Origin of the sequence: Pseudomonas sp. 2995-1 (assembly GCF_002742505.1) — a bacterium.
GTDB classification, from domain to species: domain Bacteria; phylum Pseudomonadota; class Gammaproteobacteria; order Pseudomonadales; family Pseudomonadaceae; genus Aquipseudomonas; species Aquipseudomonas sivasensis.
Map to the genome: position 1 here is coordinate 1 of NZ_LJSA01000359.1, position 15,044 is coordinate 15,044.

The window sequence follows — 15,044 nt, forward strand, 5'->3', positions numbered from 1 at the left end:
GAGGCGCGCATTCTACAGCAGCCTCATTTGCTGTCAAGTGATTATTTTCAGAAGCTTTCGAAGATTTCTTCAACAACCTCAACCACTTGCGCTTCTGATCTCTCATCAGCGGGAGGCGAATTCTACAGCGTTACACGCCGCTGTCAACACCTCTTTTTCAACTTCCTTTTGGCTTCGATGAACTGAAGCAACTTACCGCCGAAAACTGCGCAACCCATTGTTTACCAAGGAGTTTTCCGTTTCGACTGCGCCGGAAGTGGGGCGAATTATAGGCTCCTAGAATCTGTGGTCAACCTTCTTTTTCATATTTTTGCCATATAACTCAAAAAAAGCCCTAGAAACGAAAAAGCCGGCCCAAAAGGGCCGGCTTTCTGCTCATAGAGCCTTACAGACTAGGGAAAGCAAACTGCGACGCCTCATGACTGGCCCGCTGAGGCCAACGCTGGGTAATCGCCTTGCGCCGGGTGTAAAAACGCACGCCATCCGGACCGTACGCATGTAAGTCACCAAACAGCGATCGTTTCCAGCCACCAAAGCTGTGATAAGCCACCGGAACCGGCAGTGGAACGTTCACCCCAACCATACCCACTTCAATCTCATCACAGAACAGACGGGCCGCCTCACCATCACGGGTGAAGATGCACGTACCGTTCCCATACTCATGGTCGTTGATCAATTGCATCGCCGCCTCCAGGCTGCTCACCCGGACCACGCACAACACCGGACCGAAGATCTCCTCCTTATAGATGCGCATCTCAGGCGTCACACGGTCAAACAGGCTGCCACCGAGGAAGAAGCCATCTTCATTCCCGGTAATACTTAGCCCACGGCCATCGACCACCAACTCTGCACCCGAAGCAACACCGTCTTCTATGTAGCCGCTGACCTTATCCCGCGCCTGACCGGTTACCAGCGGCCCCATATCCAGCCCGCACATCGTGCCCGCACCTATCTTCAGCGCCTTAATCTGCGGCACCAGCTTGGCGATCAACGCATCAGCTACCTGGTCACCTACGCAGACGGCCACGGAGATGGCCATGCAGCGCTCCCCGCAGGAGCCATACGCCGCGCCCATCAGCGCACTGACCGCATTATCCAAGTCCGCATCTGGCATCAGTACGGCGTGGTTCTTCGCCCCGCCCAGCGCCTGCACGCGCTTGCCGCGCTTGGTCGCTTCGGAATAGATGTACTCAGCAATCGGCGTCGACCCCACAAAACTCAGCGCTTTGACTTCCGGCGCCTCAATCAATGCGTCAACCGCGCCCTTATCACCGTGCACCACACTCAGCACGCCTTTAGGCAGACCGGCTTCCTGCAACAGTTGCGCAATCAGCAGCGTCGAACTCGGATCACGCTCCGAAGGCTTCAGGATGAAGCAGTTACCGCACACGATTGCCAGCGGATACATCCACAGCGGCACCATCGCCGGGAAGTTGAACGGCGTAATACCCGCTACCACGCCCAACGGCTGGAAGTCCGACCAAGCATCAATGTTCGGCCCAACGTTGCGGCTGTACTCGCCCTTCAGAATCTCCGGCGCCGAGCATGCGTACTCAACGTTCTCGATGCCACGCTTCAACTCACCCGCCGCGTCTTCCAGGGTCTTGCCATGCTCCTCGCTGATCAACTGCGAGATTCGCGCTTCATTCTGTTCCAGCAACTGCTTGAAACGAAACATCACCTGGGCACGCTTGGCCGGCGGGGTATTACGCCACGCCGGGAATGCTGCCTTGGCCGAGTCGATCGCTTGTTGAATGGTTTCACGGCTGGCCAGCGGTACTTGGTGAATCACCTGGCCGGTGGACGGGTTATATACGTCGGCACTGCGACCACTGTCGTTGACCAACTCACCGTTGATCAAATGCTGGATAAGGCTCATGCAGGGCTCCTGAAAAGTTGTTCTATATAGAAAGAGAAATCAGTCGATCTTGTTCAGCACTTCGCCGACCGCATCAAACAGGCGATCCAGATCCTGCGGCTTGCTGTTGAAGGTTGGCCCGAACTGCAGGGTGTCGCCGCCAAAGCGCACGTAGAAACCCGCCTTCCACAAAGCCATGCCTGCCTCGAATGGACGCACGATGGCATCACCGTCACGCGGGGCAATCTGGATCGCACCGGCCAAGCCGTAGTTGCGAATGTCGATCACGTTCTTGCTGCCCTTCAAACCGTGCAGCGCATTCTCAAAGTGCGGAGCGACTTCGGCTACGCTCTGCACCAGGTTTTCCTTCTGCAACAGGTCGAGTGCCGCCAGGCCAGCCGCGCAAGCAACGGGGTGCGCCGAGTACGTGTAGCCGTGTGGAAATTCCACCGCGTACTCAGGCGTCGCCTGGTTCATAAAGGTCTGATAGATCTCGCTGCTGGCAATCACCGCGCCCATGGGGATCGCGCCATTGGTGACTTGCTTGGCGATGCACATCAGATCCGGAGTCACGCCGAAGCTGTCGGCGCCGAACATCGAGCCGGTACGGCCAAAACCGGTAATCACTTCGTCAAACACCAGCAGGATGTTGTGCTGGTCACAAATCTCTCGCAGACGCTTGAGATACCCCTGCGGCGGCACCAACACGCCAGCGGAACCAGCCATCGGTTCGACAAACACTGCCGCGATGTTGGAAGCGTCATGCAGCTCGATCAGCTTGAGCAACTCATCGGCCAATGCGATGCCGCCCAGCTCAGGCATGCCGCGGGAGAACGCATTGCTTGCCAGCAAGGTGTGCGGCAAATGGTCAACGTCCATCATCGCCTGGCCAAACATCTTACGGTTGCCGTTCACGCCGCCCAGGCTGGTGCCCGCGATGTTCACACCGTGATAGCCACGGGCGCGGCCGATCATCTTGGTCTTGGTGGCTTGGCCCTTCAGGCGCCAGTAGGCACGCACCATCTTCACCGCAGTATCGGCACACTCGGAGCCGGAGTCAGTGAAGAACACATGATTAAGGTTGCCTGGGGTCAGGTCGGTAATCTTTTCCGCCAGCTGGAAGGACAACGGATGACCGTACTGGAAGCCAGGGGAGTAATCCAACGTACCCAATTGCTTGGCCACCGCTTCCTGGATTTCCTTGCGTGTGTGCCCGGCGCCGCACGTCCACAGGCCAGACAACGAGTCGTACACCTTGCGGCCCTTGTCATCGGTCAACCAGCTACCTTCGGCGGCCACGATCAGGCGCGGGTCACGCTGGAAGTTGCGGTTGGCCGTGTAGGGCATCCAGTGCGCGTCCAACTTCAGTTGGCTGGCCAGGGACGATGGGGCGTTTTCAGGCATGTTCATCAGCAAAACCTCGCAGGGCAAAAGGCCGCGTCGGGATTGAAACGCGTTGTTGCAGCTAAATTGCCACGGCGATAAAGTCGGTGAAATTCAACTCTTCTAACCTTCAGTCAGGCCTTCACTAAACTATGAGCAGCCGTCGACCCGATCCCCTCGCCCAAGTGAGCGACTTTGATATTCGCCTGCTGCGCATCTTCCGGAGTGTGGTGGAATGCGGCGGCTTCTCGGCAGCGGAAACCGTGCTCGGCATCGGGCGCTCGGCCATCAGTCAGCAAATGAGCGACCTTGAGCAGCGTCTCGGATTGCGCCTCTGCCAACGTGGCCGCGCGGGGTTCTCACTGACCGAAGAAGGCCGCGAGGTCTATCAGTCAGCCCTGCAACTATTAAGTGCACTGGAAAGTTTTCGCACCGAGGTCAACGGTCTGCACCAGCATTTGCGCGGCGAGTTGATCATTGGCCTCACCGACAACCTCGTCACCCTGCCCCACATGCGCATCACTCACGCCTTGGCCCAATTAAAGGAGCGCGGCCCAGACGTGCAGATCCAAATCCGCATGATCGCCCCCAATGAAGTCGAACAAGGCGTACTCGATGGTCGTTTGCATGTGGGCGTAGTGCCCCAGGCCAGCGCCCTTTCGGGATTGGAGTACCAACCGCTGTACAGCGAACGCTCGCTGCTCTATTGCGCAGTCGGCCATCCGTTGTTTTACGCCGAAGACAAGCAGTTGGGCGACGAGCGCATCGACAGCCAGGACGCCATCGCTCCAACATTCCGTTTGCCTGCCGAAATCCAGGCCCATTACCAAGCGCTCAACTGCACCGCCAGCGCCTCGGACCGCGAAGGCATGGCGTTCCTGATCCTGACCGGCCGCTACATCGGCTACCTGCCCGACCACTACGCCAGCCTCTGGGTACAACAAGGCCGACTGCGTGCGCTGAAATCGGCTACGCGTTTTTACGATTTAAGCCTCGCATCGGTCACACGCAAGGGCCGTCGCCCTCATTTGGTGCTGGAAAGCTTCCTCGACAGCCTGGCCACAACGCGCTAGCTCAGGCTTTACGCTAAAAGCTGAGCAACTGGACAGCTTTTTGCAAGAACAGATGGAACTTGACCATCCGCCTTGAGTTAGCCCGCCATGCCACCAGAATCCTCCACCCCCAGCGACCTGATCTACGGCCTCAACGACCGCCCCAAACCCGCCCCGGCATTTCTGGCCGCACTGCAGCACGTGCTGGCCGCTTTTGTCGGCATCATCACTCCGCCACTGATCATCGGCTCCACTCTGGGCCTGACCGCCCATTTGCCCTATCTGATCAGCATGGCGTTGATGGTGTCCGGTGTCGGCACATTCATCCAGGCGCGTAGGCCATTTGGGATAGGCGCCGGGATGATTTGCCTGCAAGGCACCAGCTTTGCCTTTCTCGGCGCGGTACTGTCGGCAGGCTTCCTGGTGAAACAACGCGGCGGCAGCCCGGAAGACATCATGGCGATGATCTTCGGCGTGTGCTTTTTCGGCGCGGCGGTGCAGATCGTGCTGAGCCGTTTTATCGGCCAACTGCGCCGAGTCATCACGCCTTTGGTGACAGGGATTGTCATCACGCTAATCGGCATCAGCCTGATCAAAGTCGGCATTACCGACCTCGGCGGTGGCTTCAACGCCCCTGACTTCGGCGCGCCCACCAATCTTGCATTGGGCCTGTTCGTGGTGCTGACGATCATTCTGCTCAACCGTTCCAACACGCCCTGGGTGCGGCTCTCGGCGATCATTATCGGCCTGGCCCTTGGCAGCCTAGCGGCGTGGTTCAGCGGCAAACTCGTGCCCCAAGCCCTGCCTGACTTACCTCTGGTGAGCCTGCCGATTCCGTTTCGCTTTGGGTTCAACTTCGACTGGAGCGCTTTCCTACCGATCGCGCTGATTTACCTGATCAGCAGCATCGAGACCGTCGGCGACCTCACCGCCAACTGCATGATCGCCCGCCAGCCCATCAGCGGCCCTTCTTATATAAGCCGACTCAAGGGAGGCGTACTGGGTGATGGCGTGAGTTGCATGATCGCGGCCACTTTCAGTGCCTTCCCCAACACCACCTTTGCTCAGAACAACGGCGTGATCCAACTCACTGGCGTGGCCAGCCGTTACGTTGGCTTATATATAGGCGTGGTGCTGTTTTGCCTCGGTTTGTTTCCGTTGATTGGTGCGGTGCTGCAGCAAATCCCCAAACCCGTATTGGGCGGCGCGACCCTGGTGATGTTCGGCAGTGTGGCCGCCGCTGGCGTGCGCATCCTCGCCCAGGCGCCGCTGGACCGACGCAGCATGCTGATCATCGCCACGTCGTTTGGCGTCGGCCTGGGCATCGCCGCCCAACCCAATCTGCTTCACCTGATGCCAACCCTGGTGCAGAACTTGTTCGACTCCGCCATCACCAGCGGCGGGCTGACCGCCATCGTACTGTGCCTGCTACTGCCGGAATCCAAGGCGATCGAAACTGCCGCAAACCAAGCGCCGGAAAGCGACACCTTGGAACCGCTTTAAGGGTTTTATTGCATCGGGACTTGTCTGAGGCTCGAGGGTGGGTTATCTGTGCACACGTCGTCTCTATCGATCAGCACGGTAATCTCCATGAGCCTCGAAGTTCCTGCCCACAGCAACCACGCCGGTAAGCCCGCCAGCCGCATTCGGCAAAAGAACGAACAAGCGATTCTCCAGGCTGCTGAAGATGAATTCGCGCGCCATGGCTACAAGGGCACCAGCATGAACACTATTGCTGCCAGCGCCGGATTGCCGAAGGCCAACTTGCACTACTACTTTACGAACAAGCTGGGCCTGTATATTGCCGTGCTCAGCAATATCCTCGAACTGTGGGACAGCACCTTCAACACGCTGACCGCCGAGGACGACCCTGCCGTGGCCCTCTCCCGCTACATCCGCACCAAGATGGAGTTTTCGCGACGCCAACCCCAGGCCTCGCGGATCTTCGCCATGGAGATCATCAGCGGCGGCGAATGCCTCACCGAATATTTCAGCCAGGATTACCGCACGTGGTTCAGTGGCCGGGCGGCAGTGTTCCAAGCCTGGATCGACGCAGGCAAGATGGACCCCATCGACCCCGTGCACCTGATCTTCCTGCTGTGGGGCAGCACCCAGCACTACGCAGACTTCGCCACCCAGATCTGCCGCGTCACCGGTCGCACCAAGCTGACCAAGCAAGATATGGAAGATGCCGGCACCAACCTGATCCACATCATTCTCAAAGGCTGCGGCATCAAGCCGAGCCTATAGACGAAGTCACTTATGCCTTTCACGCTCACCGGCCTTTGCGAGTTTCGTGAAGAAATACGCAAAAGCCGCTTCATCACCCTCGCCGCCCCGATCACCAGCCCGCAGGACGCTCAGGCTTTTTTCGAGCAACACAGCGACCTGAACGCCACGCACAACTGCTGGGCCTGGAAGCTGGCCGACCAATACCGCAGCAGTGACGACGGCGAACCCGGTGGCACTGCCGGGCGGCCGATTCTCGCAGCCATCGAAGCCCAGGGTTTTGATCAAGTCGCGGTATTGGTGATTCGCTGGTACGGCGGCATCCAATTGGGCACCGGCGGCCTCGCCCGCGCCTATGGCGGCGGAGCGAACAAATGCCTGCAGAATGCCGAGCGTCTCGAACTGATCAGCCGCGTACCACTGAGTTGCGCCTGTGGATTCTCCGAGCTGAACTTGCTGAAGCTGCGCGTTGCTGAACTTGGCGGCCTAGTGGTGGAAGAAAACTTCACCGCCAATGGTGTGGAGTTGCAACTGGCACTGGGTGAGGCGCACATCGACACGCTCCAAGCCCAACTCGCCGACCTGAGCCGTGGGCGTATCCTGCTGCAACGCTGAAACTGTTACTGTTATTTGCTGAATCCCCCTGAACCGCGACTCTAAAGGAAGCTTTTCATGTCTACGCCAAAAACCGCACTGATCATCGGCGCCTCGCGCGGGCTGGGCCTTGGCCTGGTCAAGCAATTGCTCCAGGACGGCTGGGACGTGACCGCCACCGTGCGTGATCCGAGCAAGGCTGATGCCCTTAAAGCGGTGGGTCCGGTGCAGATCGAAAAACTGGACATGGACGATCAGCAAGCCGTGATCGCCCTGGCACAGCGCCTCAAAGAGCGCACCTTTGACCTGCTGTTCGTCAACGCCGGCGTCAAGGGTCCGGCCAACCAGGAGCCCGGTCACGCCACTCTCGCGGAAGTCGGCCAGTTGTTTTTCACTAATGCCGTGGCGCCGATCAACCTGGCGCAGCGCTTTGTCGGGCAGATCCGCAAAGACAGCGGCGTGCTCGCATTCATGAGTTCGGTATTGGGCAGCGTAACGATCCCCGACGGCTCAGACCTGGCGCTGTACAAGGCCAGCAAAGCCGCGCTGAACTCCATGACCAACAGCTTCATCACTCAACTGGGCGACCACACACTCACTGTTCTGTCACTGCATCCGGGCTGGGTGAAGACCGACATGGGCGGCGAAAACGCGCACATCGATGTCGACACCAGCGTGCGCGGCCTGGTGGATCAGGTAAATGCCTACACCGGCAAAGGTGGTCACCACTTCGTGGACTACAAAGGCGACACCATCGCCTGGTAAGCGACGGGCAGCGTTATCGACTGATTGCCGTCGATAACGCTGCGCGCGTAGACTGCGCCCTCGCCCCAACCGGCGACCCTGGATCAGCAGACAGGGCAACACTGAGCTGGCAAACCTGAACCCATCATTCAGAGGAGCCGGCCAATGCCTGCGACCCGTATCTGGTTAAAAAACCCCCTCGCGATTTTCACTGCCAATGGCCTCGATGCCCGTGGCGGCCTGGTGCAGCAGGACGGTGTGATCACCGAAGTGCTGGGCTGGGGGAAAGAGCCCGCTGTGCCTTGTGGACAGGTGTTCGATGCACGCGAACACGTGATCCTGCCCGGCCTGATCAACACCCACCATCATTTTTACCAAACCCTCACCCGTGCCTGGGCGCCGGTGGTCAATCAGCCGTTGTTCCCCTGGCTGAAAACCCTGTACCCGGTGTGGGCGCGTCTGACGCCCGAGAAACTTGCTCTGGCCACCAAAGTCGCCTTGGCCGAATTGCTGCTCTCGGGCTGCACCACCGCCGCCGACCACCACTACCTGTTCCCCGACGGCCTGGAAAATGCCATCGACGTGCAAGTTGATACGGTGCGCGAATTGGGCATGCGCGCCATGCTTACCCGGGGCTCCATGAGCCTGGGCGAAGCCGACGGTGGCCTCCCGCCGCAACAGACCGTGCAACAAGGGCAGGTCATCCTCGACGACAGCCAGCGCCTGATCCGCGAATACCACCAACGCGGCGACAGCGCACAGATCCAGATTGCCCTGGCGCCTTGCTCGCCGTTCTCCGTCACACCGGAAATCATGCGTGCCAGCGCCGAACTGGCCAACAGCCTAGACGTGCGCCTGCACACCCATCTGGCGGAAACCCTCGACGAAGAAGATTTCTGCCTGCAACGCTTCGGCCTGCGCACCGTGGATTACCTCGACAGCGTGGGCTGGCTCGGCCCACGCACTTGGCTGGCACATGGCATTCACTTCAACCCTGATGAGATCGCCCGCCTTGGCGCCGCCGGTACCGGTATCTGCCACTGCCCAAGCTCAAATATGCGCCTGGCGTCCGGCATCTGCCCTACCCTCGACTTGCTAGCCGCGGGCGCGCCCATTGGCCTGGGCGTGGACGGTTCCGCCTCCAATGATGCATCGAACATGATTCTCGAAGCACGACAGGCCCTGTACATCCAGCGTCTACGTTATGGCGCAGAAAAGATCACCCCCGAAGGCGTGCTCGGCTGGGCCACCAAAGGTTCGGCGCAGTTGCTGGGGCGTACGGATATCGGTGAATTGGCCGTCGGCAAACAGGCGGATCTGGCGCTGTTCAAACTTGATGAGCTGCGGTTCTCCGGTAGCCATGATCCGATTTCGGCGCTGCTGTTGTGTGGTGCGGATCGTGCGGATCGGGTGATGGTCGCGGGCAAATGGCGAGTGATCGACGGGCAGGTCGAGGGCCTGGATCTGAAACGTTTGATCGCCGATCACAGCCAGGCGGCGCGACGATTGATCGCAGGGACCTAAATAAACACCGTTCAACATGCGGGAGGGGAACGTCGATTCGTCGCACAACCCCTCCCGCTTTTTATCTGCTGTGTTCTTACAATCCCAGCAGCGACAACATGATGAATGTCGCAAACAGCACAAAATGGGTCATCCCTTCGATAGCGTTGGTTTCGCCATCGTTGAGGTTGATCGCACTGACAATCAGCGTGATAAACACCATCACCGTTTGCACCGGCGTCATCGCCATCTGGAAAGGCTGGCCAGTGTAGAGCGCCATGGCCTCCATCACCGGCACCGTCAAAATCACCGTCGACAACGACGCTCCCAGTGCAATATTCACCACCGACTGCATGCGGTTGGCCAATGCGGCGCGCAAGGCCGTGAGAATTTCCGGTGCCGCCGAAATGGCTGCAACCACAATCGCCGTAATCACCGGCGGTGCGCCCGTGCCTTCCAGACCCAGGTCGAGGGTCTTGGACATCACCTCGGCCAACGCGCCAATCACAATCACGCCAAACACCAACGTGCCGATGGAGAACACCAAGTTCACCGGCGGCGTTTGCTCCTCTTCCGGCAGTTTTTTGCGGCGTTTTTCCGGATAGCTGTAGCTGAAGAAATAACTGTGCGGCCCCACCTGCATGCGCAGGAACAAGGTGTAGAGCACCACCATCGCGCCAATGGTGAAGGCTGAGTAAATTTTCCAGTCAGCTTCGGGGATGAATTCCGGCACCACCATCGACACGCCCATGGCGGTGAGGATCATCACGCTGTAGGTGCGCGCCGAGTCGTCGTTGTAGGACTGCTCGCCGTGCTTGATGCCGCCCATCAAGGCGGCCAGGCCGAGGATGCCGTTGATATCCAGCATCACTGCCGAATAAATAGTGTCACGCACAAGGGTGGGCGATGGCTCATTACTCATCATGATCGCCAGGATCACCACTTCCACCAGCACGGCGGCCAGGGTAAGGATCATGGTGCCGTAGGGGTCGCCAACTTTCTCCGCCAGTTGCTCGGCGTGGTGGGCCACGCGCATCGACGCCACTACGATAAAACCAATCAGCGCCACGCCTGCCAACAGCGCGACTATTTGCCCGCTGTGCAGCATCCAGTGCTCCAGCGGGTAGGCGGCGATGGCGGCAATCAGCGCCAGTAGCATGAATTTTTCTTGCTTGAGGGAGGTGAGCATTCGGGGCCTTTTTCGTACAGCAAATCAGTCATTGATGGGGTACAGACTGCGCCACGCTGCTAACGTTTCGTTACACCTTAGTTCACAACCCTCTTGCGCGAATAAAACGAATACTCTCCTGCCGGTCAGGTTTTACCGATTATTTCGGCTATGCCCTGTAGAATGCCGCCATTGCACCTGATGAGAATTTAGACATGTACGATTGGCTCAACGCCCTGCCCAAGGCTGAACTGCACCTGCACCTGGAGGGCTCGCTGGAGCCTGAGCTGCTGTTCGCCCTGGCCGAGCGTAACAAGATTGCGCTGCCGTGGAACGACGTCGAAACCTTGCGCAAGGCCTACGAGTTCAACAACCTGCAAGAGTTTCTGGACCTGTATTACAAGGGCGCCGATGTGCTGCGCACGTCTCAGGACTTCTACGACCTGACCTGGGCCTACCTGCTGCGCTGCAAAGAGCAGAACGTGATCCACACCGAACCGTTCTTCGACCCGCAAACCCACACCGACCGTGGCGTGCCGTTCGAAGTCGTGCTCAACGGGATCGCCGCAGCACTCAAAGATGGCGAGCAGCAACTGGGCATCACCAGCGGGCTGATCCTCAGCTTCCTGCGTCACCTGAGCGAAGACGAAGCACAAAAAACCCTCGACCAGGCGCTGCCGTTCCGTGATGCGTTCGTGGCCGTGGGCCTGGACAGCTCCGAGATGGGTCACCCGCCGAGCAAGTTCCAGCGCGTGTTCGACCGTGCCCGCCATGAAGGCTTCCTCACCGTTGCCCACGCCGGCGAAGAAGGCCCACCGGAGTACATCTGGGAAGCCATCGACCTGCTGAAAATCCAGCGAATCGACCATGGCGTGCGCGCCATCGAAGACGAACGCCTGATGCAGCGCATCATCGACGAGCAGATCCCACTCACCGTGTGCCCGCTGTCCAACACCAAGCTCTGCGTGTTCGACGACATGGCCCAGCACAACATCCTCGACATGCTTGAGCGTGGCGTGAAAGTGACCGTGAACTCCGATGACCCGGCCTACTTCGGCGGTTATGTCACCGAGAACTTCCACGCGCTGTACACCTCCTTGGGCATGACCCAGGACCAGGCCAAACGCCTGGCGCAGAACAGCCTGGATGCGCGACTCGTAAAGCCCTGACGTGAGCGAATGTTGGAGTGAGCGCCTGTGACCACGGCGCCTGCTCCTACAGCGCGGCCAATCGGGCGATCTCTTCCAGCCCGACGTCGTTGACCACCACAGCCTGGGACTCGTTGACCAGGCTGATCCAGTTCGATTGCAGGAACAACTGAAACAACCCAGCACCCAGCGCGCCCCCGAGGTGTGGTTGCTGCTGGCTCCAGTCAAAACAATCGCACAGCAGCGGCATTGCCAATGCTTGGGTAAAAATGCCCAGGCCCGCCATTTGCTGCGCGCCCTTGAATGTGACGGCGAGCCGTTGCTCATGGCGCTCGATCCACCTCGCCGCCATCATTCGTTCATACAACTGCGCCGCCAGCTCGCCACCAAGATGACCATGACACAGCCGAGCACGGCGTAATGACGGCGGCGCAACCAAGACCTGCGTTGAAACACCCGGCGCACTGCGTGTGGCACTGGCCAGGGTAGTACTGGCCAAGGCATGGATGGCGGCGCTGACATCGCCGTCTGCCAAGCGAAACAGTCGCTTGCCATACCGCGCTTCGGTTCGCAGCAAGCCGCTACTGGTCAGCCGCGCCAGATGTGCATTGGCCGAGGCCGACGGTAGACCGGTAAGTGCCGCCAGTTCCTTCGACGACTTCGCCGAGCCGTCCATCAAGGACCACAGCATGGCTGTGCGTTTTGGCTCAGCGAGCAAGCTGGCAATCTGACTAATGCATGGTGCTTCTTCCATCGATTCACTCCCTGTCGAATTACTTTTCTGATGCGGTAGGCGCCAGAGTATAAGTGCGCCAAGGGCGGGTTCCGTGGCGTCTGACAGCCAGAGTAGGGACGGGTTTTGAGTGAAATTTCCTTGCGTTACGGAGGCTATTACACGAGGTCCAATCGCTCCGACAATTGAGCCGTCAATGTCGCACAGCGAGCTACGAGCATTTCCCGCAGCAGGTTGATGGGTTTGCTCAACTGCGCGCGATGGGCACACAGCAGATTGAGCGGCGTGCGCTCGCCGCGCAGTTCCGGCAGGATCAGGCGCAGTCGTCCAGCCAGCAGGTCGGTGCTCACATCCAGCCAGGATTTATAGGCAATGCCCATACCCGCCACGGCCCAGCGGCGCACCACATCGGCATCGTCGCTGAAGCGGTCGCCGCTGACCGTCAGGCTGACTTCGCGCTTGCCGTCGTGAAACGTCCAGTGGTCATGCACTCGGGTGCCGAGCATATACAGCAAGCAATTGTGCTGGGCCAATTGCTCCAAGTGTCGCGGCTCACCGTGGCGTGCGAGGTAACTGGGGGCTGCGCACAGCACACGAACGTTGCGCGGCGCGACGGGCAGTGCAATCAGGCTGGAGTCCTCGGGCTCACCATAACGCAGGGCAATGTCCACCGGCTGGCGGAACAGGTCGGCAATCCGGTCACCCAACAGCAGGCGTACGGCGAGCTGCGGATACTCACGCTGGAACTCGTCCAGCCACGGCAGCAGTTGGTTGCGGCCAAAATCCGAGGGCGCCGACAGTTGCAGCACACCGCTGACATGGTCCTGACCGCTGGCCAAAAGACGTCGCCCTTCATCAAGGGAGCTCAACGAGGCGCGGGCGTATTCCAGAAAGCCCTCGCCTTCGGCAGTCAGGCGCAGGCTACGGGTGGAACGGGCCAGCAAGCGCGCGCCCAATTGTTGCTCGATACGCTTGAGCGCCGCGCTGGCCACGGCAGGCGACAGGTCCATCACCCGCGCCGCCGCCGACAAACTCCCCAAGTCCGCAGCGCGCACAAACAACTGCAAATCATCAAAACGCAGCATCCACCCACCCATTATCAAAATATTATTGAAACAGAGTGCTGTTTTAGCCGCTTTTATCTTCAGGGGAAATGACCAATCATCTGTCCATCCCGTTCATTACGTGTCTGGAATTGAATATGCCCAAAGCTTTTAACGTCATCGCCACGCTGATCGCCAAACCTGGCCAACAGGCCACCCTGGAAACCCTGCTGCGCGGCCTGCTGGAACCTACCCGCCTTGAAGCCGGTTGCGAGCAATACGACCTGCACCAAGACCTGCAACACCCCGAGACTTTCTACATGCTCGAACGCTGGAGCGATGACGCCGCACTGGCCGACCATGACCAAAGCGCACATATCCAAAGTTTTCGCGCCAAGGCCGCTGATGTACTCGAACACTTCGAACTCAAGCGCCTGAAGTTTCTCGCCTGATCACCGCCTTTTTCCGGAGCCCCCCATGAAAGCCATTGCCTACTACGCATCACTGCCAATCACCGATGAAAAATCCCTGCAAGACATCGAATTGCCGGCGCCCGTCGCCGGCCCACGCGACCTGCTGGTGGAAGTCAAAGCCATCTCGGTGAACCCGGTGGACACCAAGGTGCGCCAGAACGTCGCCCCGGAAAACGGCGCCGCCAAAGTGCTGGGCTGGGACGTCGCCGGTGTGGTCAAGGCTGTCGGCAGTGACGTGAGCCTGTTCAAGGTCGGCGACAAAGTGTTCTACGCCGGCTCCTTGGTACGCCCAGGTGGCAACAGTGAACTGCACACTGTGGACGAGCGTATCGTCGGCCATATACCCAAGAGCCTGAGCTTTGCCGAAGCCGCCGCGCTGCCGCTGACCGCCATCACCGCCTGGGAACTGCTGTTCGAGCGCCTGCAGGTGCATGAAGGTAAAGAAGACGAAGGCCAGAGCCTGCTTATCGTTGGTGCCGCAGGTGGCGTGGGTTCGATCCTGACCCAACTGGCCAGCCAGCTCACCGGATTGAAAGTAATCGGCACCGCCTCGCGCCCGGAAACCCAGGAATGGACCAAGGCCCTCGGCGCCGACCTAGTGATCGACCACAGCCAACCGCTGAGTGAAGCGTTGAAACAAGCCGGCCACCCGCAGGTCACCCACGTCGCCAGCCTGACCCAAACCGAGCATCACCTGGACCAGTTGGTCGAAGCGCTGCAACCCCAAGGCAAGCTGGCACTGATCGACGACCCCAAGGCGTTGGACGTGAGCAAACTCAAGCGCAAGAGCCTGTCGCTGCATTGGGAGTTTATGTACACGCGCTCGATGTTCGAGACGCCGGACATGATTGAGCAGCACAACCTACTCAATCGCGTGGCCGAGCTGATCGACGCCGGCACCTTGAAAACCACAGTGGGCGAGCACTTCGGCGTGATCAATGCGGCGAATCTGCGCCGGGCTCATGCACTGCTGGAAAGCGGTAAGGCCAAGGGCAAGATCGTGCTGGAAGGGTTCTAAAACAACGGCTGTCAGTGTTGTCCGTTATTCGTGTGAGTAATGGACGACACCGCTAGTCAGAGAGTTGATCTTTGTCATATTTGTGAGCGTATCCGGGG

14 protein-coding genes and 1 pseudogene are annotated in these 15,044 nt (G+C 59.3%); 10 read left to right on the forward strand and 5 right to left on the reverse strand.

Features of this window, described 5'->3' with window-relative positions; genetic code table 11:
• Window positions 1–186, forward strand: a pseudogene (locus AOA61_RS31840) (hypothetical protein); the annotation flags it as partial.
• 199 nt (window positions 187–385) lie between these two features.
• On the opposite strand, the gene AOA61_RS16390 reads toward AOA61_RS31840, so the two are convergent.
• The gene (locus AOA61_RS16390; RefSeq protein WP_099602156.1) at window positions 386–1,879 is read right to left on the reverse strand and encodes a CoA-acylating methylmalonate-semialdehyde dehydrogenase; all 1,494 of its coding nucleotides are present in this window, start codon (window positions 1,877–1,879) and stop codon (window positions 386–388) included.
• Window positions 1,880–1,918: 39 nt separating this feature from the next.
• Window positions 1,919–3,268, reverse strand: a complete 1,350-nt coding sequence (locus AOA61_RS16395) for an aspartate aminotransferase family protein (RefSeq protein WP_032887096.1) — start codon at window positions 3,266–3,268, stop codon at window positions 1,919–1,921.
• Window positions 3,269–3,393: 125 nt separating this feature from the next.
• Between AOA61_RS16395 and AOA61_RS16400 the strand changes: the two genes are divergently transcribed.
• From AOA61_RS16400 to AOA61_RS16425, 6 genes are all read left to right on the forward strand, one after another.
• On the forward strand, window positions 3,394–4,314 hold the full coding sequence (locus tag AOA61_RS16400) for a LysR family transcriptional regulator (protein WP_032887097.1): 921 nt from the start codon (window positions 3,394–3,396) through the stop codon (window positions 4,312–4,314).
• A gap of 87 nt (window positions 4,315–4,401) precedes the next feature.
• Window positions 4,402–5,796, forward strand: a complete 1,395-nt coding sequence (locus AOA61_RS16405) for a uracil-xanthine permease family protein (protein WP_099602157.1) — start codon at window positions 4,402–4,404, stop codon at window positions 5,794–5,796.
• 87 nt (window positions 5,797–5,883) lie between these two features.
• A complete protein-coding gene (locus tag AOA61_RS16410; protein ID WP_032887099.1) occupies window positions 5,884–6,543 on the forward strand; it encodes a TetR/AcrR family transcriptional regulator in 660 nt (219 codons plus the stop codon).
• A 12-nt stretch (window positions 6,544–6,555) separates the two neighbouring features.
• Window positions 6,556–7,137, forward strand: coding sequence for a YigZ family protein (locus AOA61_RS16415; RefSeq protein ID WP_099602158.1), 582 nt, complete (start codon window positions 6,556–6,558; stop codon window positions 7,135–7,137).
• Window positions 7,138–7,194: 57 nt separating this feature from the next.
• Window positions 7,195–7,881: an SDR family oxidoreductase gene (locus AOA61_RS16420; RefSeq protein ID WP_032887102.1), complete on the forward strand. Its 687-nt coding sequence runs from the start codon at window positions 7,195–7,197 to the stop codon at window positions 7,879–7,881.
• A gap of 144 nt (window positions 7,882–8,025) precedes the next feature.
• Complete coding sequence (locus tag AOA61_RS16425) at window positions 8,026–9,384, forward strand: 8-oxoguanine deaminase (RefSeq protein ID WP_099602159.1); 1,359 nt, start codon at window positions 8,026–8,028, stop codon at window positions 9,382–9,384.
• Between the two features lie 76 nt (window positions 9,385–9,460).
• On the opposite strand, the gene AOA61_RS16430 is transcribed toward AOA61_RS16425, so the two are convergent.
• Window positions 9,461–10,552: a calcium:proton antiporter gene (locus AOA61_RS16430; RefSeq protein ID WP_032887104.1), complete on the reverse strand. Its 1,092-nt coding sequence runs from the start codon at window positions 10,550–10,552 to the stop codon at window positions 9,461–9,463.
• Between the two features lie 194 nt (window positions 10,553–10,746).
• Here AOA61_RS16430 and AOA61_RS16435 point away from each other — a divergent pair, with 194 nt between their 5' ends.
• Window positions 10,747–11,700, forward strand: a complete 954-nt coding sequence (locus AOA61_RS16435) for an adenosine deaminase (RefSeq protein ID WP_099602160.1) — start codon at window positions 10,747–10,749, stop codon at window positions 11,698–11,700.
• Window positions 11,701–11,746: 46 nt separating this feature from the next.
• On the opposite strand, the gene AOA61_RS16440 is transcribed toward AOA61_RS16435, so the two are convergent.
• Both AOA61_RS16440 and AOA61_RS16445 read right to left on the reverse strand, forming a co-directional pair.
• Complete coding sequence (locus tag AOA61_RS16440) at window positions 11,747–12,433, reverse strand: helix-turn-helix transcriptional regulator (RefSeq protein ID WP_032887106.1); 687 nt, start codon at window positions 12,431–12,433, stop codon at window positions 11,747–11,749.
• Between the two features lie 137 nt (window positions 12,434–12,570).
• Window positions 12,571–13,497, reverse strand: a complete 927-nt coding sequence (locus AOA61_RS16445) for a LysR family transcriptional regulator (RefSeq protein WP_099602161.1) — start codon at window positions 13,495–13,497, stop codon at window positions 12,571–12,573.
• Window positions 13,498–13,613: 116 nt separating this feature from the next.
• Here AOA61_RS16445 and AOA61_RS16450 point away from each other — a divergent pair, with 116 nt between their 5' ends.
• Window positions 13,614–13,907 carry a putative quinol monooxygenase gene (locus tag AOA61_RS16450; protein WP_099602162.1) on the forward strand — a complete coding sequence of 98 codons (294 nt, stop codon included), beginning with the start codon at window positions 13,614–13,616 and terminating at the stop codon, window positions 13,905–13,907.
• A 25-nt stretch (window positions 13,908–13,932) separates the two neighbouring features.
• Window positions 13,933–14,946, forward strand: coding sequence for a zinc-binding alcohol dehydrogenase family protein (locus AOA61_RS16455; protein WP_099602163.1), 1,014 nt, complete (start codon window positions 13,933–13,935; stop codon window positions 14,944–14,946).
• The last annotated feature ends 98 nt before the right edge of the window (window positions 14,947–15,044 follow it).

Coding starts and splice junctions, on each gene's coding strand:
- AOA61_RS16390 (WP_099602156.1), bottom strand. CDS start 1,879: ATGAGCCTTATCCAGCATTTGATCAACGGTGAGTTGGTCAACGACAGT.
- AOA61_RS16395 (WP_032887096.1), bottom strand. CDS start 3,268: ATGAACATGCCTGAAAACGCCCCATCGTCCCTGGCCAGCCAACTGAAG.
- AOA61_RS16400 (WP_032887097.1), top strand. CDS start 3,394: ATGAGCAGCCGTCGACCCGATCCCCTCGCCCAAGTGAGCGACTTTGAT.
- AOA61_RS16405 (WP_099602157.1), top strand. CDS start 4,402: ATGCCACCAGAATCCTCCACCCCCAGCGACCTGATCTACGGCCTCAAC.
- AOA61_RS16410 (WP_032887099.1), top strand. CDS start 5,884: ATGAGCCTCGAAGTTCCTGCCCACAGCAACCACGCCGGTAAGCCCGCC.
- AOA61_RS16415 (WP_099602158.1), top strand. CDS start 6,556: ATGCCTTTCACGCTCACCGGCCTTTGCGAGTTTCGTGAAGAAATACGC.
- AOA61_RS16420 (WP_032887102.1), top strand. CDS start 7,195: ATGTCTACGCCAAAAACCGCACTGATCATCGGCGCCTCGCGCGGGCTG.
- AOA61_RS16425 (WP_099602159.1), top strand. CDS start 8,026: ATGCCTGCGACCCGTATCTGGTTAAAAAACCCCCTCGCGATTTTCACT.
- AOA61_RS16430 (WP_032887104.1), bottom strand. CDS start 10,552: ATGCTCACCTCCCTCAAGCAAGAAAAATTCATGCTACTGGCGCTGATT.
- AOA61_RS16435 (WP_099602160.1), top strand. CDS start 10,747: ATGTACGATTGGCTCAACGCCCTGCCCAAGGCTGAACTGCACCTGCAC.
- AOA61_RS16440 (WP_032887106.1), bottom strand. CDS start 12,433: ATGGAAGAAGCACCATGCATTAGTCAGATTGCCAGCTTGCTCGCTGAG.
- AOA61_RS16445 (WP_099602161.1), bottom strand. CDS start 13,497: ATGCTGCGTTTTGATGATTTGCAGTTGTTTGTGCGCGCTGCGGACTTG.
- AOA61_RS16450 (WP_099602162.1), top strand. CDS start 13,614: ATGCCCAAAGCTTTTAACGTCATCGCCACGCTGATCGCCAAACCTGGC.
- AOA61_RS16455 (WP_099602163.1), top strand. CDS start 13,933: ATGAAAGCCATTGCCTACTACGCATCACTGCCAATCACCGATGAAAAA.